This is a genomic window from Pseudoalteromonas sp. HM-SA03, assembly GCF_002289345.1.
Classification (GTDB): domain Bacteria; phylum Pseudomonadota; class Gammaproteobacteria; order Enterobacterales; family Alteromonadaceae; genus Pseudoalteromonas.
In genome coordinates, this window is the sequence record NZ_NSDG01000030.1 from 1 (window position 1) to 23,880 (window position 23,880).

Consider the following 23,880-nt stretch of genomic DNA (forward strand, 5'->3'; position numbering starts at 1 on the left):
AGTTGGTTAGCTGTTGCCTTAGAGAATGCGGCCTGTCACGCCGGGGGTCGCGGCGGTTCGACGCTTCGATTCGAGTCCCGTCCACTGGGCCAGTTTGCAATTTCTTTTCTTAGCAAGTTTCCTTTACAAAAATCAAAAAGCTCATTTACGTTAGTCTTCCCTTTGTCATCACAATCAAGCAACTCATATTTTCTTAATGTCGATATAACTTTGCTCGTTGTAGCAAAGTGGTAGTTCAGTTGGTTAGCTGTTGCCTTAGAGGGTAGCACTCAGCTAGGCCAAAAGACGATTATCTACGCGCGACACTCATTGTTTTACGTCTCAGTTCTTGTCGCCTTTTATACAAATAGACTAGGGCCTGTTGGCCTTTGCTATTTGATTTTTGTTCTTCTGAGTGTGTTTTGGTCGCGACGCTCGACTTGCCGCCTAGTAATCTAGGCAAAAGTTGAGCAACAATGAACAAAGCGCACTCAGGTGAACCCAAAGGGCAGCGCTTGATTAGCATTTCTTCTGTGTTGCCCCACAAGGATGTGGGGTAAGGTGACTTTGCAGGAGCATAAAGTCTTTATCGCCAGACTTACATAGAATGACTATGCTACGCAGGCTCTGTCTTGTATAAATACCAATCAAACTGCTGCAAAAACAAACTTGAAAGATCAACAGGCCCTAGTTGTAGATCTCATTTCTCCTAAGCAAAACACGATTAACTTAAAGCGTAAACCATGGTTACTTTTTAACTCGCCTTTTTTCTAGCGATCTGCTTGCGATCTGTCTTTATTTAAATATACTGTATGTATAAACAGTATATGGTGATGTATGGCGAATTATATAGATCTTCTTGAGCGTAAAAACTTGCTTTGGCGTGGGCGTGGAAAGGCCGTGCAGCATAATGTCGTCAGTACTCGCTTTGCTGCACTTGATGATGTGCTGTGTGGTGGTTGGCCGCAACAAGGTGTGATTGGTGTAAAAACTGCAATGGGAATAGGGGAATTAAGGTTGATATTGCCCCACTTTGCGGATGATAACCGTTTGAAGGTATTAATTAATCCACCAGGAAAAATACATGCCGCGGCATTGCATTATTTATCGTTAGACCTGAGTGAGTTTATGATATTGCAGCCACCAAGTGAAAAAGAAGCACTGTGGGCTGCGGAGCAGTGTGTAAAAAGTGGTGCGTGTAGTGCGCTTGTACTTTGGCACGAAGCGCTTTCTATTGCTGCTGTAAAGCGTTTGCAGCTAGGTGCACAGGCGGGAGGTTGTAGGTTATTTGTTTTACATCAAGCACAGTACGCTCAAACTCTACCATTTACGCTTTCAGTAGCTTTACAAGCACAGCACAGCGGCTTGGATGTGATAGTGAAGAAGCACAAGGGGCACTTGGCACATCGTAGTCTTAAACTAGAAAACCCCCACTATTGGCCAGAGCTTGAAAAGCCAAATCTACCTCATGTTAGCAATAATATAGTTGCATTTACAGGCTATGAGCGGCGTTTAACGAGCTAGTTATGTGGTTATATCTCTATTTTCCTATGCTGCAACTAGAGGGAATGACAAAGCAAACGGTTTCCGGTGATTTTGTTACACCCGTTGTTATTATTGATGGCCGCAAAAACCAGATAGTGCAGCTAAATGATGCAGCGCAGCAGCGAGGTATAAAAATAGGAATGGGCCTTGGGACTGCTTGTGCATTGTGTACACAGCTTCATGTTTTGCCCTACGACGACCTTCTAGAAAGACAGCAGCTATTAGAAATTGCCAATACGCTTTATCAAGTAAGTGCAGATATTGTAATCGATGAACCTAATGGCCTTGTGCTTAAAGTCGATTCTATGCTGTCGCTCTATCATGACTTGCCAAGTTACTGGCAAGTAATATCTGAACAATTAGCGCAACTTGGCAAGAGTTATTATTACGGCATGGGTGAGTCCACAATAATGGCTAAGCTCTTAGCGCGAGAGCATTGCAATGCGCTTATGTTAACGCCGTGCCAAAAGCGTCATTATTTGGGGAAGATAGGATTAACACGTACAAGTCTAGACAGTCGAGTGATTGAGTTGCTTGCTCGCACCGGAGTTAAAAACGTGGCGCAGTTAGAGCAGTTTGCACTCAGTGAGCTGGCCAAACGTTTTGATACTGAACTCGTATATTATGTAGGCTGCTTGTTTGGAAAACTAAAGGAAACCCTTAACTATTACCAACCTGCGGAAACCTTTGAGCTTACTGCACCTTTACTTTACGAAGTCGAAGTAATGGCTTGGTTAGAAAAGCCAATCGAGCATTTGCTATCGCGCTTAGCCTTATTCCTACAGCAACGTAACTTAGTAACTCGAACGCTTTATTTTACCTTAGCACTTCGAGATAAAGAGGCTTTAGAGATCACATTAAACAGCGCGGAGCCTGAATATAAGGCGGCAAATTGGCAGCGCTTGTTAAACCTCAAGCTAGAATCCATAACCTTAGATGCACCCGTACAAAGTGTTTCACTCAAAGTTGATGCACTAGAAGCGCAGCATGCCACAATAAAAGATCTCTTCTCAACGCAGCAAAGTGCGATGTCTGCGCAAGGACTGCGGGCTATTCTATGTGCTAAGCTCGGTGAGCAGGCTGTGCAATATCTACAACTTACAGGCGATCCTCGCCCTGAAAAGGCCAGCACTTATAGCCACGAGCCACATTTCACGACACTCAAGAGTAAATTAAGACCTACCATTCTATTTCCGAAGCCACAGCCTTTATGTGAAAGAGTCAATATTATTTCTGGTCCAGAGCGCATCGCTTCAGGGTGGTGGGACGGTGAGCCGGTCCAGCGAGATTATTTTATTGTGCAAAATGAACAAGCGCAGCGGTTATGGGTATTTCGAGAGCAAAATAACCATTGGTATATTCATGGAGTATTTAGCTAATGTCTTATGCCGAGCTTTTTTGCCAGAGCAATTTTTCATTTTTGACTGGCGCATCGCGACCAGAAGAGCTGGTCAAACAAGCAGATTTTTTAGGTTATAGCGCAATAGCCATTACTGACGAATGCTCTTTGGCTGGCATTGTCCGTGCTCATGCTTATATTCGTGATCATAAGCTCAAGATAAAACTGATAGTTGGGAGTTTACTGAAGTCCAACAATATTGAGTTGGTTGCTCTTTGTCCTTGCCAGCTCGCTTATACAGAGTTATGTCGAGTGATCAGTAATGCTCGCCAGCGAACGGAGAAGGGACAATATCAGCTTAGTGAGTGGGATATTATGTCGCTTAAGCATGTCTTATTGTTGTGGTTGCCAAAGGGAAACAGTCAAGATGTTCAATCATTGCAATGGCTGTGTAAATACCACCAAAATAGAATATGGATTGGCTACCGACGTAACTTGAGTGCAAAAGATGTACATTATTTTACCCATTGTGTAAAACTGTCAAAAGCTTACCAAATACCTATTTGCGCTGTTGGTGGGGTGCTTATGCACTGCTCGTCTAGACTTGCGCTACAGCATACACTGACAGCTATTCGACAGAATCGTGTGATAAGCGAGATCCCTGAGAAAATGATTAGCAATAGCGAGTCGGCACTTAGATCTATCTCTAAGCTTAATAAGTTGTTTTCACCTACCTTTCTTGAAGAAAGTGTCAATATCGCGAAGCGATGTGTATTTAATTTAGATTCATTGCATTATCAATATCCTCAGGAGTTAGTGCCTAAAGGTTTTACTCCAATGGCTTATTTACGCGCGTTGGTCGAAAAGGGTAAACAAGTTCGTTTTCCTGATGGCGTGCCGCCAGAGATAGAAGCCATTATTGATAAAGAGCTAGCGCTTATCGAAGCGCTTGATTATCCGTTTTTCTTTATCACTATTCATGACATTGTGATGTATGCCAAACAGCATCAAATCTTATACCAAGGGCGAGGCTCAGCCGCTAACTCTGTGGTCTGTTACTGCTTAGAGATAACCGCGGTTGACCCTCGGCAAGTGGGCGTATTGTTCGAGCGTTTTATTAGTAAAGAGCGTAATGAGCCACCCGATATAGATGTGGATTTTGAACACCAACGTCGTGAAGAGGTGATCCAATATATCTACAAAAAATATGGTCGTAAACGCGCAGCATTAGCAGCAACGGTGATCACGTATCGTTTAAAAAGTGCCATGCGTGATGTTGGCAAAGCCTTGGGCATTGAAATGGCGCAAATAGAGTACTTTATTAAGCATCTCAACCGCCGTGATAAAGGACTTAACTGGCAGGCCCAATTAGTGGAGTTAGGGCTAGAGCTAAACTCATTAAAAGGTCAGCATTTTATTCAGTTAGTTAATGACATTATGGGGTTTCCAAGGCATTTATCGCAGCATGTTGGTGGTTTTGTTATCTCAGAAAGCCCATTACATGAATTAGTGCCCGTAGAAAATGCGGCTATGCCAGACCGTACCATTATTCAATGGGATAAAGATGACCTTGAAATCCTTAAGCTACTTAAAGTCGATATCTTGGCCTTGGGTATGCTAAGTGCTATCCGTAAGTGTTTTGGCTATATTGCAGCACACACGAAGCGGAACTTAGATCTTGCCCAATTGACTCGTATGCAAGACGACCCTTTGGTCTATAAGATGTTGCAAAAAGGAGATAGTGTTGGCGTGTTTCAAGTGGAGTCTCGTGCACAAATGAGTATGTTGCCAAGACTGAAACCCGCGAATTACTACGACTTAGTGATCCAAATAGCGATTGTACGTCCCGGCCCTATTCAAGGGGATATGGTGCATCCATTTTTAAAGCGACGGGATGGTGAAGAGCAAGTGACCTATCCATCAGAAGCGGTTAAATCGGTATTAGAGAGGACCATGGGGGTTCCCATTTTCCAAGAGCAAGTGATAAAACTGGCAATGGTTGCAGCTGGGTTCACTGGGGGAGAAGCGGATAGCCTACGCCGAGCTATGGCGTCATGGAAGAAAACCGGGGAGCTAATGCAGTTTAAAGAAAAGCTCATTCGAGGCATGTTGGCTCGGGGCTATGAAGCACAATTTGCTGAGCGGATTTTTGAGCAGATCTGCGGCTTTGGTGAATATGGTTTTCCTGAAAGCCACTCTGCTTCTTTTGCAGTGCTGGCTTATGCCTCTGCGTGGTTGAAATACTACTACCCCACAATGTTTTATACCGCTCTACTCAATAGCTTACCAATGGGGTTTTATTCGGCTTCACAGCTGTTGCAAGATGCATCAAGGCATAAAGTTAGCATTTTACCTATCTGTGTTAACCAGTCCGATTACGAACATCAAGTCGTACAAGAGCCAAGACAAGCATCGTTTGCGATCCGTTTAGGACTTCGGCTTATAAAAGGGTTAAGTGAAGAAGAAGCACTGCAATTATTACAATGCAGACCTCAAGAGGGGTTTGGTAAAATCGTGCAGTTACAACAAGCTGGTATTACCAACAGTACTATTGAAAAGCTGATTTCCGCAGATGCTTTACATCACTTCGTGGATAGCCGTTATGCTGCTAGATGGTCACTTGCAGATCAAAGTAAAGCGTTGCCACTATTCAGCAATATTGAAGAGAAAGGGTTGCAATATTGCCACTTTAGCGCCACAGAGTTTGAAAACTTACAGGAAGATTATAATAGCACTAAGGTTTCCTTACGCACTCACCCAATCAAACAACTTGAGCAAGCCAAGCTTATATGCCGAACGGTTAAGGCCAATGAACTGCTTTATCGACCACATAAATCGTTAGTAACAGTGATAGGATTGGTGACAGGAAAGCAAGCCCCGGGTACCGCAAAAGGCGTGACCTTTTTTACTTTGGAAGACGAAACAGGCAACATCAATGTAATTGTGTGGTCTGGTACTGCTCGAGCACAAAAACAAGCCTATATGGGCGCACAGCTATTAGAAATAAAGGGGATAGTAGAGAAAGAGGGTGAAGTGGTACATGTTATTGCTGGTAGGTTAATCGATAGAAGTGAATTACTAGCAGCGATGACAATTAAGGCTCGTGCTTTTCATTAGTTGCTTTTTAGTGATTTTTTGTGGCTTAAAGCTGAGAAATGTTGTTTTTGTAAATGCGCTCTATATTTTTATAAAGTTAAAGCCCCAATAAAGAGGCATTTTTGTCATGTCTTCAGCTTAGCCTTGGATCAGTTTCATCATGGCTGCTATAAAACCTTCTTGCTTGATTATTTGATATTTTTGACAGGTGTCTGGGTTTTTCAAATCGTGGCATAAATATAGTGTATTGCGCTCAAGCGCAGGCTTTGGATGTAAGTTTGAATCAAATAGCACAGGCTCTATACCAGGAAGACCAGACCAATATACACTACTAGCCACAAGGCCTAATTTTTCATAAGTAATCAGTTGTGGTTTTGGCAGGATAATAAATAAAACACCAATCACAGCAAACACTATCCACTTACCTTTACCCTTGGGTTTATCGTTATCTGTAGCGGCTTGTGTTTGAGGTGTATTTGTTTGCCGTGCTTGCGCGGTTTGTTGAGCCTTTATCGCTGCAATTTGTTGTGGCGATGGTCGGCGGTTCTTTATTGTACTAGTGCGTTTCTTTTGGTTGGGTTGTACTTGACCTAAAAGCGATTGTTTTTTTGATGGTTTTGCCATGCTTTAAGTAGCCTTTTAGTTGCAGGTCTCTATAATGCTTCTATGCTAAGTATAATAGCTTATTTTTACACTACAGCCTACGGGAAAGGACTATGGATCAAAATATCTCTATTTTAATCGTCGATGATGTAGGGACAGTTCGCAGCTTTTTACATCAAACCTTAATGCACTTAGGCATTGATCATGTAAGAGAAGCCTCCACTGCAACGCAATGCGTAAAGTCATGTGAAGAGCAACATTTTGATATTGTCTTTTTAGATATTGAGCTGCCCGATGGTGATGGTAAAGAGTTAATTGCAACCCTAAATGAAATAAACCCGAATATTAATGTCGTTATGGTGTCGGCACACTCAACGGTAGACAATGTTAAAGATGCTATTGAGCGCGGTGCTAAAGGTTTTGTTGTTAAGCCATTTTCGCCAAAGAAAATCGCGGCTATGCTGAAGAAGTTTTACCCAGATTTAGAATTGGTTTAAAACTGCGCTGATTTTATCTTTTGATACCAAAGTATATAAATTACAGACATAAAAAAACCGACATAATGTCGGTTTTTTCAATCCAGCAACAAATTAAAGTGCTTTGATCTTAGCAACTAAACGGCTCTTATGACGAGCAGCTTTGTTTTTGTGGATTAGACCTTTAGTTGCGTAACGGTCTAGGATAGGTGCAGCAACAGCGAATGCTTGAGTTGCAGCTTCTTTATCACCAGCTTCAATTGCAGCGATTACTTTTTTGAAGTATGTACGCATCATTGAACGACGGCTTGCGTTGTGCTTACGACGCTTTTCGCTAGTGATAGCGCGTTTTTTTGCAGACTTGATGTTAGCCAAGGTTTGCTCCTAACAATCTTAAAATAAGCTTAATTTAAAGGCCGAGGAATATGCCTGTTTTAATCGCAAAAGTCAATATAAATTAACAAGCGCGGCCTAATGTTCAACACCCAAGACTCGACTTGGGCTATTCTCAATTCTTAACCTGTACAAATCAAAACGTTGCTATGCGACATTTTTACTTTTATAGCAGGCAAGTAAACCCGTAATATCCCAAGTTGCACTAATAATTTGCAAAGCGTAGCTTCACAAAGTGCCTTGAAAATCTCAGGTCTGAACCAAAGTAAACAGTCAAATTTCACAAGGTGAAACAGGCCTACCAAGGTTAATGGCGCGTATTGTATCAAAGCTGACAGGGCGCGCCTAGTGCTAAATGCACAACGACTGTGGCATAATCTGCCGCGATTCACTGAATTTAGGAGTTAAGGTGGCAAAAGGGTTATTTAAATCGGGTATGATTGTCAGTGCCATGACTATGATTTCGCGGGTTCTGGGGCTAGTTCGAGATGCCGTCGTGGCAAACCTCTTGGGCGCAGGATTGGCCGCCGATGTCTTTTTATTCGCCAACCGGATCCCTAATTTTTTGCGTAGGTTATTTGCAGAAGGCGCGTTTGCTCAGGCCTTTGTTCCTGTACTTTCAGAAATTAAAGAAAAGCATGGAGACGATAGAGTAAGGTTATTCGTTGCACAAGCCGCTGGGACACTCGGGACTGTATTGCTTATTGTTACTATTTTAGGGGTGATAGGCTCTCCTGTGATCGCCGCATTATTTGGCACAAGCTGGTTTCTCGACTGGTGGCAAGGTGGTGCAGATGCCGAAAAATTTGTGCTTGCAAGCGCACTATTAAAGCTCACCTTTCCTTACTTATTTTTTGTTTCATTAGTTGCACTTAGTGGGGCGGTACTGAATGTTTATAATCGCTTTGCCGCAGCGGCCTTTACGCCAGTTTTACTCAACGTGTCGATTATTGGCTGCGCTATTTTTCTCCATGATAAATTTGCACAAGGTGCGTACGCTCTAGCACTCGGTGTATTTATTGGTGGTATTGTTCAACTATTATTCCAGCTCCCATTCTTGTTACGCTTAAAAGTATTGAGTCGCCCTCAATTTGCATGGCGGAGCCCTGAAATAACCAAAGTCAGAACATTAATGATCCCTGCATTATTTGGTGTTTCTGTTAGCCAAATTAACTTACTACTGGATACCGTCATTGCCTCTTTTCTCGTGACGGGATCGATTGCTTGGCTTTATTATTCAGACAGATTAATTGAATTTCCACTCGGCCTATTTGGTATCGGTATTGCGACCGTGATACTGCCTGCACTTTCTAAATTACACGCAGGAGAAAAAAGTGAAGACTTTCAGAAAACACTAGATTGGGGTGTACGTTTTGTCATCTTCTTGGGATTACCAGCGATGCTAGGGCTGATGGTGACAAGCCCACTTATTATTTCAGTATTGTTTGGCCATGGTGAGTTTGTTTCTCAAAATGCAGACAATATAAATAAGGTAAGCTTAGGGGTAGCCGCATATTCCGTTGGCTTGTTAAGCTTTATGTTGATTAAAGTACTGGCGCCGGGCTTTTACGCCAGACAAGATACCAAAACGCCTGTTCGTATTGGTATTATTACCATGGCACTCAATATGGTTTTCAACCTTATCTTGGCGCCTTTTATTGGTTATCTAGGCCTTGCATTGGCAACTTCATTATCAGCGTCTTGCAATGCGTTTTTACTTTATCGCCAGCTGTCGCATCAAGGTGTGTATCAGCTAAGCGCATTTTCTCTTGGTTTTACTGCCAAGTGCTTTGTTGCAGCGGTCGTGATGACTGCATGTGTCTACTTTCTCGGTGCCCGCTTTGAATGGCTAGAGTGGGGACTAATGGAGCAGGTGCTATTACTTTGCGGATTATTAGTAACTGCGATGGTGAGCTATTTTAGTTTACTATTTATACTAGGGGTAAGATTGAGCACAATCCGAGATGCTTGATTCGCATTTTTAAGCAACTTGGGTATAATCGGGCTCTTTGATATTTGCTGCACAAAGGCACGGCACTATGCAACTAATCCGAGGGATCCATAATATTCGACCACATCATTTTGGTTGTGTGTTGACGATTGGAAACTTTGACGGGGTTCATCTTGGACATGTAGAAGTTTTGAAGGGGCTGATTAGCGACGCAAAACACTATCAACTTCCAAGCACAGTGATGTTATTTGAACCGCAGCCCTTGGAGTTTTTTGCTAAAGATAAAGCACCGGCTAGGCTGACGCGATTACGTGATAAGCTAGTCCTGTTGCAAGAGCTTGGTATAGAGCGAGTCATTTGCGTCAACTTTAATCGCAAATTTGCCGCGCAAGATGCAGAGCAGTTTATCAAAGAAGTCCTAGTGACAAAGCTTGGAACCAAGGCGCTCACGGTCGGCGATGACTTTCGTTTTGGCCGCGAACGTGCTGGTGATTTTGCAATGCTAAAACGAGTGGGCGAACCGCTAGGTATGCAAGTAAAAGACACGGCAAGTTTTCGCAAGCAAGATTGTCGTGTGAGTAGTACGTTGATCCGCACGGCACTTGCGGCTGGTGATTTACGTCAAGCACATGATATGTTGGGCCATACCTATGCCATTTCAGGCCGTGTTATTCACGGTTGGAAGAAAGGCAGAGAGCTTGGTTTCCATACTGCAAATATTGCCTTAAAACGCCAAGTGAGCCCTGTGCGCGGTGTGTATGCAGTCAAAGCGACTGTGACTCACAAAACACATTATGGCGTAGCGAATGTTGGCACTAAGCCTACACTAAACGGAACGAAAGCCCTTTTAGAGGTGCATCTGTTTAATTTTAATGAGACCATCTACGGTCAGTTTATGAAAGTGGAGCTAATTGAAAAGCTTCGCGATGAGCAAAAATTCGAAACATTATTGCAGTTAACAGAACAAATCAGTCGTGATGTTAGCAATGCAAAACAGTGTTTTTCTTTAACGTAGCCGATACGGAAAGTAGGATAAATGAGCGACTACAAACATACTTTAAATCTACCGGAAACTGAGTTTCCGATGCGTGGTAATTTGGCGCAACGCGAACCAAAGATGCTGAAAAAATGGTATGAAGAAGACTTATACGGTCAAATTCGCATTGCGAAAAAAGGTAAAAAGCCATTTATTTTGCATGACGGTCCTCCGTATGCAAATGGTGATATTCACCTAGGTCACTCTTTAAACAAAATCCTAAAAGATATTATTATTAAGTCAAAAACGCTTTCTGATTTTGATGCGCCTTATGTACCTGGGTGGGACTGTCATGGCCTTCCAATTGAGCTACAGGTTGAAAAGAAAGTAGGCAAACCTGGTAAGAAAGTATCGGCTGCTGAATTCCGTGAAAAGTGCCGCGACTATGCTAAAAAGCAAGTGGATGGCCAAAAAACAGGTTTCAAACGCCTTGGTGTGTTAGGTGACTGGGATAAACCATACCTAACCATGAACTTTGATTTTGAAGCCAATGCGATTCGTGTGCTTGGCCGTATTATCAAAAATGGTCACCTGCACAAAGGTGCAAAGCCAGTTCACTGGTGTACGGATTGTGGTTCAGCGCTTGCAGAAGCAGAAGTTGAATATCAAGACAAACAATCACCTGCAATTGACGTGAAATTTGTATTTGCTGATCAAGCGACTATCATTAGTGCGTTTAGCTTGGCCGAAGGCCATGAGGGCAAAGGCGAAGTAAGTACCGCAATTTGGACTACAACGCCTTGGACATTACCTGCAAACCGCGCTGTGGCAGTACACGGTGCGCTAGAGTATGCACTGGTACAAATTGAAGATGAAGGTCAAGAGCAGCGTATTGTGCTTGGTTCTGAATTAGTCAAAGACGCTGTTGATCGTTTTGGATTCAAGCACTTCCACGTACTAGGTTACGCGAAAGGCGCTGCGCTTGAGAATCTGCGCGTTGCACACCCATTCTTAGATTTCGATGTGCCTGTTATTTTAGGTGAGCACGTAACAACAGACTCAGGTACTGGTATCGTTCACACAGCACCTGGTCACGGTCAAGAAGACTTTGCAGCGGGTCAGGCTTACGGTCTAGAAGTTGCAAACCCGGTTGGTGCAAATGGTGTTTATCTACCAGATACGCCGATTTTTGCAGGTCAGCACGTATTTAAAGCAAACGACAGCATCATTGAGTTATTAACTGAGAAAGGTGTGTTGTTCCGCCATAAGGCATTAACGCATAGTTATCCACATTGCTGGCGTCACAAAACTCCTATTATTTTCCGTGCGACGCCACAATGGTTCGTCAGCATGGATCAGGCTAACCTGCGTGCTGATTCACTGAATGAAATCAAAAAGACAGAATGGTTACCAGAGTGGGGTGAAAGCCGCATCGCAAATATGGTTGAAGGTCGCCCTGACTGGTGTATTTCACGTCAGCGTACTTGGGGTGTACCAATTGCATTATTTGTCGATAAAGACACCGGCAGCCTACATCCTGAAACGGAAGCCCTTATTGAAGCCGTTGCTAAATTAGTGGAAGAAAAGGGTATTCAGGCGTGGTACGACTTAGAGCCTAGCGCGCTATTAAGTGAAGCAGATGCTCAACAGTACGTAAAAGTACAAGATACACTAGACGTATGGTTTGACTCAGGTGTAACACATGCTTGTGTTGTTGATGCACGCGAAGATTTAACAGGTCCTGCAGATCTTTACCTTGAAGGCTCGGATCAGCACCGTGGTTGGTTTATGTCATCAATGATGACTTCTGTTGCTATCAACGGTCATGCACCTTATAAGCAAGTGTTAACGCACGGCTTCACGGTCGATGAAAAAGGCCACAAGATGTCTAAGTCATTAGGCAACGTGATCTCGCCGCAAGACATCATGAATAAGCTTGGTGCAGATATTTTACGCCTATGGGTAGCTTCTACCGATTATACGGCCGAAATGACCGTGTCTGATGAAATCTTTAAGCGCTCAGCTGACCGTTATCGTCGTATTCGTAACACTAGTCGTTACCTTCTTGCGAACCTAAGCGGCTTTGATCCAAAAACGGACTTAGTAGCAATTGAAGATATGGTTGAGCTAGATCGCTGGATTGTTGCACGCGCTGCACAGCTACAAACTGAGATCAAAACAGCGTACGATAAGTATCAAATGCTTCAAGTGACACAAAAGCTGATGAACTTCTGTACTGGTGAATTGGGCTCGTTCTATCTAGACGTGATCAAAGACCGTCAGTACACCGCGAAAAGTGATAGCCATGCCCGTCGTTCTTGCCAATCTGCGCTTTATCATATCGCGGAAGCGATGACACGTTGGATGGCACCCATCATGAGCTTTACTGCACAAGAAATCTGGGAAGTATTACCAGGTGAGCGCGGCCAGTTTGTATTCACGGATACTTGGTATGATGCAATTGAAGGGGCGACAGAAGGCTCGTTGAATAATGAGTACTGGCAAAACCTACTGGCAGTGCGTGATGAAGTAAACCGCGTACTTGAGAATGCACGTAAAGAAGAAGTGATCGGTGCGACGCTACAGGCTGAAGTAACGCTATACACAGGCGGTGACTTAGCTGAGCAGCTCAATGCCATTGGTGACGAATTACGCTTTGTTTTATTGACTTCGAAAGCAACCGTAGAAGTAGTAAACAGCAAGCCAGAAAATGCAATTTCATCAGAAATTGATGGTTTGTTCATTAGTGTAGCGGCAACATCGGCTAAAAAGTGTGATCGTTGTTGGCACTATACCGACGACGTAGGTACGGATGAGCAACATGCAGACATTTGTGGCCGCTGTATTAGTAACGTTGAAGGTGACGGCGAGCAGCGTCAATTCGCCTAGGAGTAAAACGTGACACAAACTACACAGAAAAGTGGTCTGGTGTGGTTGTGGCTTAGTCTACTGCTTTTTGCAGTAGACTACTTCACCAAAGCACTGGTTATGGCTGAAATGGAGCTCTATGAATCCATTGATATTTTGCCTATATTCAATCTCACCTATATGCATAACTATGGTGCGGCTTTTAGTTTCTTAAGCGAAGCAGGTGGCTGGCAACGTTACTTTTTAAGTGGCATCGCCATTGCGATTAGCACTTTACTGATTTTCTGGCTACGTAAATTGCCTGCATCAAATTGGAAGTTGGGATTAGCCTACGCGCTGGTACTCGGAGGTGCTGTAGGAAACTTATACGACCGTATCATTCATGGTTATGTGATTGACTTCCTTCATTTCTATTATCAAGATTGGCACTATCCAGCGTTTAATGTCGCAGACATGGCCATTGTCGGCGGTGCTGCCCTATTAATTTTCGATGCCTTTACCAGTGGCGATAAACCACAGGAGAAAAATGCGTGAGTGAGCAACTAATTGGAGCAAAATCAGAAGTCTTGTTCCATTTTTCAATTAAGTTATCAGACGGTTCAGCAGCAGATTCCACCAAAGTTCATAATAAACCCGCTAAGTTATTTATGGGTGATGGCAGCCTGACTGAAAATTTTGAAAAGTGTTTGCTTGGATTAAAAGCGGGCGATGAGAAATCTTTTGAGTTAGAGCCAGAAGATGCGTTTGGACAACCAAACCCTGATAACATCTACTATGTTGATAGAAACAAGTTCGGCGCAGAAACACCTGCTCAGGTAGGTAGCATCATTGCATTTACGCAACCTGATGGTACTGACTTACCTGGATTGATCCGAGAAGTAGCTGGCGACTCGGTAACTGTCGATTTCAATCACCCGCTTGCAGGCCAAAAAGTAACGTTTGAAGTTGAAATTCTTGAGGTAAATAACTAATGGATATCTTGCTGGCAAACCCGAGAGGATTCTGTGCAGGTGTAGATAGAGCGATCAGCATTGTTGAGCGTGCACTCGATATTTTCGAAGCGCCTATTTACGTTCGCCATGAAGTCGTTCATAACAAATATGTTGTTGATGGTCTGAAGTCTCGTGGTGCGGTATTCGTTGAAGAGCTAAATGAAGTGCCAGACGACAGTATTGTTATTTTCAGCGCGCATGGTGTTTCTCAGCAAGTACGTAATGAAGCGAAGCGCCGCGAGTTAAAAGTTTTTGATGCGACTTGTCCGTTAGTGACAAAGGTACATATGGAAGTGACGCGTGCTAGCCGCAGAGGAACTGAGTGTATTTTGATTGGGCACCATGGGCACCCTGAAGTTGAGGGTACTATGGGTCAGTATGACAATCCGAATGGTGGTATTTATCTTGTTGAAAAACCTGAGGATGTAGCAACACTTGAAGTTAAAAATGCTAATAATGTGTTCTATTGCAGTCAAACGACCTTATCGGTAGATGACACGGCGGATGTAATTGACGCACTGCGTAGTAAGTTTCCGAATATCGGTGGTCCACGCAAAGATGATATCTGTTATGCCACGCAAAACCGCCAAGATGCGGTTCGCGACTTAGCTGACAAAGTTGATTTATTGCTTGTGGTGGGGGCGAAAAATAGCTCGAACTCTAACCGCTTGAGAGAACTTGCAGATAAAATGGGAACTAAGGCGTTTCTTATCGATGATGCTTCTTCCATCGAAGAAAGCTGGTTTGATGGGGTTGCAAAGGTTGGTGTAACTGCAGGCGCATCTGCACCAGAAGTACTGGTGCAACAAGTTATTTCGCGACTTAAGGAACTTGGTGGGGAAACGGTAGTTGAAAACCCTGGGCAAGAAGAGAATGTCGTGTTTGCTGTACCTGTAGAGCTCAGATAAAAGCGTTAGCATGATGACACCACGTATTAGGTTGTTGTCAGCATTGTTGAGCGAGCGAGGCGTGCTAGCTTTGCTAGTGGCCTCGCAAATACTTGCAGTTATTTATACGTTGATTTCCGCAACTGCGTTTTGGCAACCCCTTGGGTTATCCAGTTTATTTATTCATTTTACCGCCTTTTTATCACTTGCCGTGTTAGCCATTGTTCGCCACGCTGTTGAAAAGCGTTCGGATCTCGTAGAAGCTGGAATTCTCATCTTGATCTTTGTGTTTTGCACTACGCTAACGAGTACGGCTTTTCCCTATGGTTTTGCATTACTGGGTTGGGTTGATGAGGCAAAAGTCGAATTAAGCCTATGGCGTAATATCGCAATATGTCTCTGCATTATCACGATTTTTGCACATTTCTTAGCTATTTTTACCGACAATATTCGTAAAGTACAAGCCTTATCTCAAGCGGAACTCGAAGCGTTACATGCGAGAATTCGCCCGCATTTTTTATATAATTCACTCAATACAGTGGCTGAATTGACCCATATCGACCCAACTGCAGCAGAAAAGTCAGCACTAGCTCTTGCCGATTTATCTCGCGCTGCGATGTCAACGCAAAATATTGTCCCGCTTAAAAATGAAATATCTTTGTGTAAGGCGTACTTATCACTGGAAAAGTGGCGCTTCGCAGAGCGTTTGAGAGTCGAGTGGGAAGTCAATAATGTGTCTGGTGAGGAGTTGGTCCCGGCGCTGATACTGCAACCTTTGATAGAAAATGCAGTTAGCCATGGGGTAGAGCCAAACCCAAACGGAGCGGATATTCGTATTCATATTCACTCTGACCAGCAGGTGTTAACTGTGGTAGTTTTTAACAGTTATGACGCAAAACTAAAGCCGACACATCAAGGGCATGGCATTGGAATAAGTAATATCAGGCGTCGCTTGGCTTTACACTACAATCAGTCTCTTGATTTTAAAACTGAGGCCAGCCAAGATAGCTATACCGTCAGTTTTTCGCTACCGCTATGAAAACAGTGATATCTTACCTTATTGTAGACGATGAGCCGTTGGCAAGAGCTCGTGTTAAACGATTAATGCAAAAGCACGCAAGCTTTCGTTGTATCGGTGAAATTGACTGCGCTGACGGTGTGGAAGCGCTACTAAATCAGGAGCCTGTACAGCTAATTTTTCTTGATATTTCGATGCCTGGTCAGTCAGGAGTTGAGCTTGCAAGCCAATTACGCATGCAATTTCCGAGGATGAAAATCGTGTTTCTAACGGCGCATCCAGAATATGCGTTAGAAGCATTTGAACTGCACGCCAATGGTTATCTAGTGAAGCCGTTAGATGGCGATAAACTAGATGCGTTATTGACTACTATCTTTCCGAGTATGGAGACGCTCAGCTACTACGTTGGCAGTGAGTTGCGTTACGTTCAGGTTTCGGATGTGATTGTTGCCGAGGCGGATGAAAAATATACACGAGTAACGTTGAATTCTAGCTTACAAGCATTAATTGACATGTCACTCAAGTCACTGTTAGATAAGTTCCCAACACATTTTATTCAAATTCATCGCCGCACATTAGTTAAGCGAACGGAAATCTCGGCTTTAGAATTACATGAACAGAAGCACTATGTTTACCTCAAGTCACTCCCCAATCGCTATGAAGTTAGCCGTAGAGCTTATACCCAAATAAAAACATTGTTTTGAGTGTTAAGCGGTGAATAAACCGTTTATCGCCTTAATAGACCTTTCATACTATCTCGTATTGAGTTTCAAAGACGACCGCTTACACTGAAACTAGGATAATTGAATTCTGGTTGAAATATGCAAATTTCGCTAAAGCAGCATGGCTTCACACTGTTAGAAGTACTTATTGCTTTTATGATTTTGAGCTTTGGGCTGCTTGGTGCTGTGGCATTACAAGCAAAAGCTAAACAAGCAAGTTTTGATTCTATGCAGCGAGCCGCAGCGGTTGAGCTTGCCAGCGACATCATGCATCGTATTCGTAGTAATGATACGACCGACATCACGACACTTTATAAGGTAAAGTTTAATAGTGAGAGCGGAACTACAGAAGCAAAAACTTGTTACACCGGATATTGTAGTGCAGCTGCCATCGCCCAAACGGATATTGCTAATTGGCGTCGAGCCATAAGAGCAGGAGAAAATACCGGCTCGTTGGACAACGCGGTTGTATGTATTACTCCCACCTCGAGTGCCACCGATCCTTCTGGGGTAAATGTGAGAGTTGTTGTCACGTGGCGAGGACGTCAGGCCATGACTGCCCTTGAGGATAACCCCGCAGGGGATTGTGGTACGGTTGACGATAGACGCAGAGCGGTAGTCATGGAAACATTTGTTTTAATTAGGAGTGAGCCATGAAAAGGATGCTAGGGTTTACCTTATTGGAAATAATGATCGCCATGTTCATTGGTGTGATGTTATTAGCAGGTGTTATAGCAACATACATAGGTATGAAGGCGACCACCAATGACACGATGCAAATTGGAGAATTACAAGAAAAGGGGCGCTTGTCTCTATCAATAATGCGTCGCGATATCGAGCAAGTTGGCTTTTGGGGAACCTTTTACGACAAAGGCTTCAAAAGTACCAATCAAAGTGCACCAGCAAATCCGGGTAATGATTGCAGCGATGGACCTAATAATGGAAGTTTCCCTAACAACGACCCCACAAATTTTAGACCTATCTTAGCGACACTCTCAGACGGTGCTAATGCTATGGAGTGTATTACCAAAGCGATACCCGAGACCGAAGTGTTGCAAGTGAAGTTTTTGGAAGGTAACCCAGTGGAAATCACAGGACTAGTTCCTGATGGGACACAAATCCAAAATGGAAGATACTACTTTATTGCGCAGCAAGAGCAGGCGGAGTTTATTGCTGGTAATACCATTGGCAATATGCCAAGTGTAAACGCCACATTGTGGCCTTATAGTCACCATGTTTATTACATAAGTGAAGAGCAGCAGGTGATTAACAATCGCACTATCACCATCCCTGTATTGAGAAGAAAACGTCTACTGGTAAGTGGTGGAATGAGTGATGAGCTGGTCATTGAAGGGGTTGAACGGATGCGGTTTGTGTTTGGCTTAGATACCGATTATGACGGCCGCGTAGATAGATATAGGCACACTGCGAATATGTCTGAGGCCGATTGGAGCGGAACGCGAGGGATTTTATCTTTGCAGTTGTTTGTTTTAGTTAGAGTCCTACAGCCTGATGCAGATTTCGGGGTGCAAAAGCGGACTTACTATCTGGGAAATGATCCCAATAGAAGCGAGCTAACATATACAGATGCCGTTCGCAGAACGGTTTTCTCAACTACGATTTCGATGTACAACATGGGAGGCTCAGCATGGGAAATGTAAAGCAACGAGGTGTGGTGCTGATCATGGCGATGGTGATGGTAGTTGCAGTGATGGCCGTAGCCGTGACCTTAATGAGTACCAGTACGTTAGATATTAAAATGACACATGCGGTGATGGAGCGAGAAGAAGCCGAGAGTTTACTGTTTGGTGAAATGCAAAGGTTGATAAGGCAAGAACAACGAGCCCCCAATAATGTGTTTTTACGCTCACGACAGCAGCTAGCAGATGGTGGCGCGACAGTACAAACACCCAATGGCTTACAAGCGACCGTGAAAAACTTAAATAACGGAGAGCTTGAGTTATTTTGTCCCCGACAATTTGATTACACAGATGGGTTCGTCTGTAACATGACGGAAGTCCAGGCTACGGTGGAATACGGCGATAGAGGTCGTCACAATGTAACTATTGTGATGGGTGTTGGGCAAGAAATAGTCAGTGTTTCAAATTAACTATAGACTTCTTCGGATATAAATTATGAAAAAGTTATTTTGTATTTTAATTGCTTGGTCCGCGTTGACACAAATCGCTCAGGCCGAAGATATCGAGCTTTACGTTAAACATAATGTTTCTACCCGTGAGCAGCCCAGAGTATTAATGTTATTTGATACATCGGGCAGTATGGCGTGGGATTCGCAAAATGGCAAAAAATGCTATGAGCGTTATTCTTATAAGTATCGAGGACGTTGGTACTACGATTATAGAGAACATGAGTGTTTCAACGGCAATAATTGCTATCAGGCTGACGACTATGGTCGAGCCATTCAGGGCTGTGCTGATAGCCGCCTCAAAGTTGCGCAAAACGCGATGCGTAAACTGGTGAATGACAACGCAGATATCCAATTTGGTTTATCTCGCCTATATTCTTCAAGTGGCGGTTATATATTAAATGGTATTGGTAGTAGTAGTGATGACATTGTAGAAAAAATAAATGCATTACCAGCGTCTGGCTCAACGCCGTTATCTGAAACCTTATGGGAGTTGTATAACTACCTTAAAGGTGGAGATGTCTACTGGGGCAAAAATGGCGGAAACGATAGAGATAAGAGTATAGAGCGTCGTGGCAATTATATCTCCGCGTTTACTCCAGCCCGTGGCGCGGATGAACGCTGCGATACCTCAATTAATTTAATTTTAATGACAGATGGAGATCCAACCAGTGACACTAGCTCTAACAATAGCATAGTGAATGAATATTTTTCAGTCTATGGCTCTTATCCCAATTACTTTGATATAAATGAAGGTTCTGGTGTCACTAAAAATTATTTACCCGCATTAGCTAAAACAATGCGCGGTACGTCTCAAGTTAAAGTTGACTTATATCCTTCTACACCTGATGAACACGATTTTGCACGGGTCTTCACGATTGGTTTTGGTAATGGTATGTCGGGTACAGGCATAGATCTGCTTAAAGAAACCGCGACGCAAGGTGGTGGGCAATATCTTCATGCGCATACTGCAAACGACTTGTCGGACGTGCTCAAAACCACGATTACCAATATCAGAAATGTGAGTGCAAGCTTTAGTTCACCAACCGTGTCTGCCAACGCACAAGACCCGACACAAACTGGAAACGCTTTATACTACACTCAGTTTAAGCCGGAAACTCATACTCGCTGGCGCGGTAACCTTAAAAAATTAAAATTTGAAAATAAAAAAGTGGTGGGCCAAGAAGGTACCCCCGCGATAGATGAAAAAGGCGCAATCTCAAACAGTATTACCACCTTTTGGTCAGCTGGAGGCTCGAAGGATGGCAATAATATTGAAAAGGGTGGTGTTAACTACGCTTTGGAAAATCAACTAACGAGAAAAGTGCTGTCGGATTTTGACGGCGGCTCGTTAGTTGAATTTACTTATGATAATGCAGAGAGTGCATACGGTGGCCGAACACAATTAGCAGATGCGATGGGCCTAAGTGGTGCCAGTAAAAGCCAGTTACAAGAAGTCTTCAACTGGGTAATTGGCAAAGATGTAGATGATGACGATGGAGATGGTTTTTCTTCGGATAGAAGAGCCGATATATTTGCAGATCCGCTTCACTCAAAGCCAGCATCAATTGACTATGGAAATGGTGACGTTCGCATCTTAGTAGGCACCAATGCTGGTGTGTTACACATGTTCAAAGACAATGGTAACAGTGTAAGCGAAAGTTGGGCATTTATTCCTAAGTCGCTTTTATCTATCTTAAACCCAGTGAAAACGGAAAAAGCAGAAACCAAGTTATATGGCATGGATGGCCCAATTACTGTCTATTTTCATGATATCAATAAAAACCGAAAAGTAGAGTCTGGTGACAAGGTGTGGGCCTTTGTTGGTATGCGCCGTGGTGGAAACAAGTACTATGGTTTCGATATCACTAACCCTGATTCGCCATCATTACTTTGGGGGGGGCCTATTTCTGGTGATTCAAATAAGTTTAAAGATTTGGGACAAACGTGGTCTAAGCCTGTCGTCAGCTTTATTGAGAAGCAAAAGAATAGACCCGTATTGATTTTTGCTGCAGGTTACAACACCAACAAAGATAATGTATCGCGCTCAGTCGACGAGAATAACAAAGGTGTTGGCATTTACATGGTCGATATTATGTCAAACAATGCTGATATCGTTTGGTCGCTTACGGGGGATGCGTTTAAGGGGGAGCATAGCATCGTTGCGCAACCTGCATTGACGGATTCGGACTACGATGGCTTTAGCGACCGAATATATTTAGCGGATACCGCGGGCAGTATATGGCGAATAGATATGCCTGGACCAAACCCTAATGATCCTACGGAGCCGTGGACACACTTTGAGCTTGCACAACTGGGTAGTACAGCCGCTGATCAGGATAGACGTTTTTTCTATAAACCTACGATTGCGAGAACGTTTTATAGTGAGGTAACTAAAACTATCTTCGGTACAGGAGCGAATGATTATCGTATGGATCGAAAAGATACACCGTTTGATGCCATTGTAATAGGTAGCGGCAACCGAGCAAAACCAACAGACTCAAGTGTAACGGATTATCTATTTATGGTTAGGGATGTGAATACCAAAACACAGTCATTTGTCGAGGATATCCCAGAGCCGATAGTCATCAGTGATTTAATGGAAATGAAAGATGATCCTTTTGGTAATGCGGTAAATGACTTGGACAAATTCGTTAAACAAGAGGCTAAGCTGGCTCAATTTAAAGGTTGGAAGTATCAATTATCTGGTGGAGAAAAGTCGCTAGCAGAATCAACAGTGATTGGAGGGGTCGCTTATTTTACGTCATTTACCCCAGCAGACCAGACTACTCAGCAATGTACGCTCACGGGCGGTAAAGGCCAGCTCTATATGTTTCATTTGCACTATGGTACGGGTAAAACCTATATTACATCACAAGACTTACCAGATAAGCCCTCGATCATAGTAAGAGACAATATTGTGTATATTCCAGGTCCAGGGATTGAAGCAGGACCTGATGCAAGTACTCCATTTGCACCACCGAGTATTCCTAGTGAACCGGTACCCGTTAAAAAACCGGTTGAAATATTCACAACCAAAAGCACAACGATAAAGACCAAGCAGCTTTATATTTACAAGAGGGAGGATAGCGATGAGAAAGGGGAAGATAAAGATGAGTAAAAGTAAATTTATGACCTCTACAATAAAAGGGTTTACCCTGATTGAAGTAATGATAGTGGTGGTGATTATCGGGATCCTATCAGCTATCGCTTACCCTAATTACAGTGAATACGTTAGGAGGGGGGCAAGAGCAGACGCTATGACTTTGTTACTTGACGCTGCGAATAAGCAAGAACAATTTTTTGTGGACAACAGAGCATATTCGAATGATCTTGAAGCAATCGGTGTACCAACAGCAACAGAGAATGGCTACTTCAACGTGACACTTGAAAACGTCACCAATGATACTTTCAGAATTGTTGCAACAGCTGCATCGGGGCCCGTACAAGGTGATGAACAGTGCCCTGCTTTAACTATCGATGAACTTGGGGTTCGTGGTGTTACTATGACAACGGATCAAGATATTATAGACAGGTGTTGGGAACGTTAATTTTTTGGGGGAGTAGTTGACCCCCTTTGTATTAATACTACTTATCCCGAGCTTAGGTTATTTACTTTTGACACTCATCAGTATCTTTTAGAGTGCTTTTCCCTGTGTAGCTAACTGACAACGACAATCCCACAGTAGAACTTGCGTTACAGTAGACAAAAGTACCGTTATAGAGTCCTGCGAGATGACCAAAATGACGAAATATAATGGCGTTTCTTGGGTAGGTGAGCTTGTCACCTGAGTCTACTGAGTCCACAACCGCTAACTTATAATCATCGTCTGAAAACTCACCTTGGGGGCGGTAGTCGATAAAAACCGTTAACTGAGTGTGCCACTCTTTGTCGTCGCAGCGATTGTTTTTCAGTGGGCATAAAGTAACTGTTGCACCGCTTGCAACAGCCTGAATACGAGCAAAATTGATGGCTCGCCGCAATGCTTCAAGTTTCATTTTTGGTTTATCAAACTGAAATAAAGCCGTAAGACTGGGAAGAGAAAATAAACTGACGATGGTGATAATCGCCAAACACACTAAAGATTCCAGTAGGGAAAAACCCATATGACGATGCATATCCTTTGCCTCGTATTATATTTTCTTTAAGCCTAGTCGTTTATATGTTAAAGGCAAGGTTGAAGCGAAGAGATATTTTACGTATCAGTATTTTTGTGGCTATTCGCAGGATTCTGTCGTATCTCCACGATATAATGCTGTGCCAGCGGTTGAAACACTCAACTGCTGATTGTTGTCGTCACTGCCAGGACAATAGGTAAAATTTCCCGCGTTTGAACCACTTAAGAGTCCGCTTGAATCAAACCTTAGACGATTGTCACCAGAAAATACCATAGTGTCGTTATCGTCTACGACCTCCATAGTGCGATGGATAGTATCTCCATTACTAAATGTGCCATTTTTGTCACGATCAACAAACACGCTAATTCTGTTTGTTGCCCAATTATCTTGGCAAGTAAATGCAGTCCTAGCTTGAATATTGGCTGGTGGCGCGGGGCAGAGAATGACAATGTCGTCTGCAGCGGTTGCTTTTACACGAGCAAAAGCGATATTGCGTTGTAATTCTTGTAAGAAGGACTCTGCTCGGTTGCGTTGCAGCAGGTTGCCATCAAAGCTAAATGAAATGGCCAACACGATAGCCAATATAGCGATGGTTATCATGAGTTCTAGTAGATTGAATCCCGCTGATTGTTTCATTACCGCCTCGCAACCAAAAAGTAATAATTTATGATTAATATTATTGCGTGAAATCACTTCAACTTTCAATGTCTTTGTTTGCCTTGGGCAAGCGGATTGTCTAAAATCGACGCTATACCAAAGGAATCGAGATA

At 43.3% G+C, this 23,880-nt stretch carries 23 protein-coding genes; 18 read left to right on the plus strand and 5 right to left on the minus strand.

Annotation, left to right across the window (positions count from 1 at the left end):
- Positions 1–234, plus strand: a 234-nt coding sequence (locus tag CKO50_RS24235) for a hypothetical protein (protein WP_217989646.1), incomplete at its 5' end; no start/stop codon positions are given.
- 55 nt (positions 235–289) lie between these two features.
- Here CKO50_RS24235 and CKO50_RS25060 read toward each other — a convergent pair.
- Complete coding sequence (locus tag CKO50_RS25060; RefSeq protein ID WP_095727485.1) at positions 290–505, minus strand: hypothetical protein; 216 nt, start codon at positions 503–505, stop codon at positions 290–292.
- Between the two features lie 311 nt (positions 506–816).
- Here CKO50_RS25060 and imuA point away from each other — a divergent pair, with 311 nt between their 5' ends.
- From imuA to CKO50_RS06420, 3 genes are read left to right on the plus strand one after another with little or no spacing between them, the layout of a single operon-like run.
- Complete coding sequence (gene imuA, locus CKO50_RS06410; RefSeq protein ID WP_095727486.1) at positions 817–1,503, plus strand: translesion DNA synthesis-associated protein ImuA; 687 nt, start codon at positions 817–819, stop codon at positions 1,501–1,503.
- Between the two features lie 2 nt (positions 1,504–1,505).
- Positions 1,506–2,903, plus strand: a complete 1,398-nt coding sequence (locus CKO50_RS06415; RefSeq protein ID WP_095727487.1) for a DNA polymerase Y family protein — start codon at positions 1,506–1,508, stop codon at positions 2,901–2,903.
- Positions 2,903–5,980, plus strand: a complete 3,078-nt coding sequence (locus CKO50_RS06420; protein ID WP_095727488.1) for an error-prone DNA polymerase — start codon at positions 2,903–2,905, stop codon at positions 5,978–5,980. Before CKO50_RS06415 ends, CKO50_RS06420 begins: the two co-directional genes overlap by 1 nt.
- Positions 5,981–6,097: 117 nt before the next feature.
- On the opposite strand, the gene CKO50_RS06425 is transcribed toward CKO50_RS06420, so the two are convergent.
- Complete coding sequence (locus CKO50_RS06425; protein WP_095727489.1) at positions 6,098–6,583, minus strand: hypothetical protein; 486 nt, start codon at positions 6,581–6,583, stop codon at positions 6,098–6,100.
- A 92-nt stretch (positions 6,584–6,675) separates the two neighbouring features.
- Here CKO50_RS06425 and CKO50_RS06430 point away from each other — a divergent pair, with 92 nt between their 5' ends.
- The gene (locus CKO50_RS06430) at positions 6,676–7,059 is read left to right on the plus strand and encodes a response regulator (protein ID WP_010370975.1); all 384 of its coding nucleotides are present in this window, start codon (positions 6,676–6,678) and stop codon (positions 7,057–7,059) included.
- Between the two features lie 93 nt (positions 7,060–7,152).
- Here the strand turns inward: CKO50_RS06430 and rpsT are convergent, their stop codons facing one another.
- The gene (gene rpsT / locus CKO50_RS06435; RefSeq protein ID WP_010370978.1) at positions 7,153–7,413 is read right to left on the minus strand and encodes a 30S ribosomal protein S20; all 261 of its coding nucleotides are present in this window, start codon (positions 7,411–7,413) and stop codon (positions 7,153–7,155) included.
- A 427-nt stretch (positions 7,414–7,840) separates the two neighbouring features.
- On the opposite strand from rpsT, the gene murJ reads away from it, so the two are divergent.
- The 13 genes from murJ to CKO50_RS06500 all read left to right on the plus strand — a co-directional run bounded on the left by murJ (position 7,841) and on the right by CKO50_RS06500 (position 22,542).
- Positions 7,841–9,403, plus strand: coding sequence for a murein biosynthesis integral membrane protein MurJ (murJ, locus tag CKO50_RS06440; RefSeq protein ID WP_095727490.1), 1,563 nt, complete (start codon positions 7,841–7,843; stop codon positions 9,401–9,403).
- A gap of 67 nt (positions 9,404–9,470) precedes the next feature.
- Positions 9,471–10,397 carry a bifunctional riboflavin kinase/FAD synthetase gene (gene ribF, locus CKO50_RS06445; protein ID WP_095727491.1) on the plus strand — a complete coding sequence of 309 codons (927 nt, stop codon included), beginning with the start codon at positions 9,471–9,473 and terminating at the stop codon, positions 10,395–10,397.
- 21 nt (positions 10,398–10,418) lie between these two features.
- Positions 10,419–13,247: an isoleucine--tRNA ligase gene (gene ileS / locus CKO50_RS06450; protein WP_095727492.1), complete on the plus strand. Its 2,829-nt coding sequence runs from the start codon at positions 10,419–10,421 to the stop codon at positions 13,245–13,247.
- Positions 13,248–13,256: 9 nt separating this feature from the next.
- Positions 13,257–13,760 carry a signal peptidase II gene (gene lspA, locus CKO50_RS06455; RefSeq protein ID WP_095727493.1) on the plus strand — a complete coding sequence of 168 codons (504 nt, stop codon included), beginning with the start codon at positions 13,257–13,259 and terminating at the stop codon, positions 13,758–13,760.
- Complete coding sequence (fkpB, locus tag CKO50_RS06460) at positions 13,757–14,197, plus strand: FKBP-type peptidyl-prolyl cis-trans isomerase (protein WP_045990201.1); 441 nt, start codon at positions 13,757–13,759, stop codon at positions 14,195–14,197. Before lspA ends, fkpB begins: the two co-directional genes overlap by 4 nt.
- Complete coding sequence (gene ispH, locus CKO50_RS06465) at positions 14,197–15,126, plus strand: 4-hydroxy-3-methylbut-2-enyl diphosphate reductase (protein WP_095727494.1); 930 nt, start codon at positions 14,197–14,199, stop codon at positions 15,124–15,126. The genes fkpB and ispH overlap by 1 nt, the downstream gene beginning before the upstream one ends.
- A gap of 10 nt (positions 15,127–15,136) precedes the next feature.
- Entirely contained in the window at positions 15,137–16,144 is a 1,008-nt protein-coding gene (locus CKO50_RS06470; protein ID WP_255229445.1) for a sensor histidine kinase, read from the plus strand.
- On the plus strand, positions 16,141–16,827 hold the full coding sequence (locus tag CKO50_RS06475) for a LytTR family DNA-binding domain-containing protein (RefSeq protein WP_095727495.1): 687 nt from the start codon (positions 16,141–16,143) through the stop codon (positions 16,825–16,827). Before CKO50_RS06470 ends, CKO50_RS06475 begins: the two co-directional genes overlap by 4 nt.
- A gap of 117 nt (positions 16,828–16,944) precedes the next feature.
- Positions 16,945–17,502 carry a type IV pilus modification protein PilV gene (pilV, locus tag CKO50_RS06480; RefSeq protein ID WP_095727496.1) on the plus strand — a complete coding sequence of 186 codons (558 nt, stop codon included), beginning with the start codon at positions 16,945–16,947 and terminating at the stop codon, positions 17,500–17,502.
- On the plus strand, positions 17,499–18,506 hold the full coding sequence (locus CKO50_RS06485) for a PilW family protein (RefSeq protein WP_095727497.1): 1,008 nt from the start codon (positions 17,499–17,501) through the stop codon (positions 18,504–18,506). The genes pilV and CKO50_RS06485 overlap by 4 nt, the downstream gene beginning before the upstream one ends.
- Positions 18,494–18,955 carry a pilus assembly protein PilX gene (locus CKO50_RS06490; RefSeq protein ID WP_095727498.1) on the plus strand — a complete coding sequence of 154 codons (462 nt, stop codon included), beginning with the start codon at positions 18,494–18,496 and terminating at the stop codon, positions 18,953–18,955. Before CKO50_RS06485 ends, CKO50_RS06490 begins: the two co-directional genes overlap by 13 nt.
- Before the next feature lie 25 nt (positions 18,956–18,980).
- Positions 18,981–22,112: a pilus assembly protein gene (locus tag CKO50_RS06495; RefSeq protein WP_095727499.1), complete on the plus strand. Its 3,132-nt coding sequence runs from the start codon at positions 18,981–18,983 to the stop codon at positions 22,110–22,112.
- Entirely contained in the window at positions 22,105–22,542 is a 438-nt protein-coding gene (locus CKO50_RS06500; RefSeq protein ID WP_095727515.1) for a type IV pilin protein, read from the plus strand. The genes CKO50_RS06495 and CKO50_RS06500 overlap by 8 nt, the downstream gene beginning before the upstream one ends.
- A 61-nt stretch (positions 22,543–22,603) precedes the next feature.
- On the opposite strand, the gene CKO50_RS06505 is transcribed toward CKO50_RS06500, so the two are convergent.
- Both CKO50_RS06505 and CKO50_RS06510 read right to left on the minus strand, forming a co-directional pair.
- The gene (locus tag CKO50_RS06505) at positions 22,604–23,110 is read right to left on the minus strand and encodes a GspH/FimT family pseudopilin (protein WP_239421724.1); all 507 of its coding nucleotides are present in this window, start codon (positions 23,108–23,110) and stop codon (positions 22,604–22,606) included.
- A 99-nt stretch (positions 23,111–23,209) separates the two neighbouring features.
- Positions 23,210–23,815, minus strand: a complete 606-nt coding sequence (locus CKO50_RS06510; protein WP_095727501.1) for a GspH/FimT family pseudopilin — start codon at positions 23,813–23,815, stop codon at positions 23,210–23,212.
- Positions 23,816–23,880 lie beyond the last annotated feature (65 nt).

Bases quoted from the DNA above. Each gene is read 5' to 3' on its own strand.
- ribF (WP_095727491.1), top strand. From the start codon at position 9,471: ATGCAACTAATCCGAGGGATCCATAATATTCGACCACATCATTTTGGT.
- CKO50_RS06430 (WP_010370975.1), top strand. From the start codon at position 6,676: ATGGATCAAAATATCTCTATTTTAATCGTCGATGATGTAGGGACAGTT.
- ileS (WP_095727492.1), top strand. From the start codon at position 10,419: ATGAGCGACTACAAACATACTTTAAATCTACCGGAAACTGAGTTTCCG.
- CKO50_RS06420 (WP_095727488.1), top strand. From the start codon at position 2,903: ATGTCTTATGCCGAGCTTTTTTGCCAGAGCAATTTTTCATTTTTGACT.
- CKO50_RS06490 (WP_095727498.1), top strand. From the start codon at position 18,494: ATGGGAAATGTAAAGCAACGAGGTGTGGTGCTGATCATGGCGATGGTG.
- CKO50_RS06475 (WP_095727495.1), top strand. From the start codon at position 16,141: ATGAAAACAGTGATATCTTACCTTATTGTAGACGATGAGCCGTTGGCA.
- CKO50_RS06485 (WP_095727497.1), top strand. From the start codon at position 17,499: ATGAAAAGGATGCTAGGGTTTACCTTATTGGAAATAATGATCGCCATG.
- CKO50_RS06495 (WP_095727499.1), top strand. From the start codon at position 18,981: ATGAAAAAGTTATTTTGTATTTTAATTGCTTGGTCCGCGTTGACACAA.
- CKO50_RS06470 (WP_255229445.1), top strand. From the start codon at position 15,137: ATGATGACACCACGTATTAGGTTGTTGTCAGCATTGTTGAGCGAGCGA.
- pilV (WP_095727496.1), top strand. From the start codon at position 16,945: ATGCAAATTTCGCTAAAGCAGCATGGCTTCACACTGTTAGAAGTACTT.
- CKO50_RS06425 (WP_095727489.1), bottom strand. From the start codon at position 6,583: ATGGCAAAACCATCAAAAAAACAATCGCTTTTAGGTCAAGTACAACCC.
- CKO50_RS06500 (WP_095727515.1), top strand. From the start codon at position 22,105: ATGAGTAAAAGTAAATTTATGACCTCTACAATAAAAGGGTTTACCCTG.
- ispH (WP_095727494.1), top strand. From the start codon at position 14,197: ATGGATATCTTGCTGGCAAACCCGAGAGGATTCTGTGCAGGTGTAGAT.
- CKO50_RS06415 (WP_095727487.1), top strand. From the start codon at position 1,506: ATGTGGTTATATCTCTATTTTCCTATGCTGCAACTAGAGGGAATGACA.
- CKO50_RS06505 (WP_239421724.1), bottom strand. From the start codon at position 23,110: ATGCATCGTCATATGGGTTTTTCCCTACTGGAATCTTTAGTGTGTTTG.
- CKO50_RS25060 (WP_095727485.1), bottom strand. From the start codon at position 505: ATGCTAATCAAGCGCTGCCCTTTGGGTTCACCTGAGTGCGCTTTGTTC.
- imuA (WP_095727486.1), top strand. From the start codon at position 817: ATGGCGAATTATATAGATCTTCTTGAGCGTAAAAACTTGCTTTGGCGT.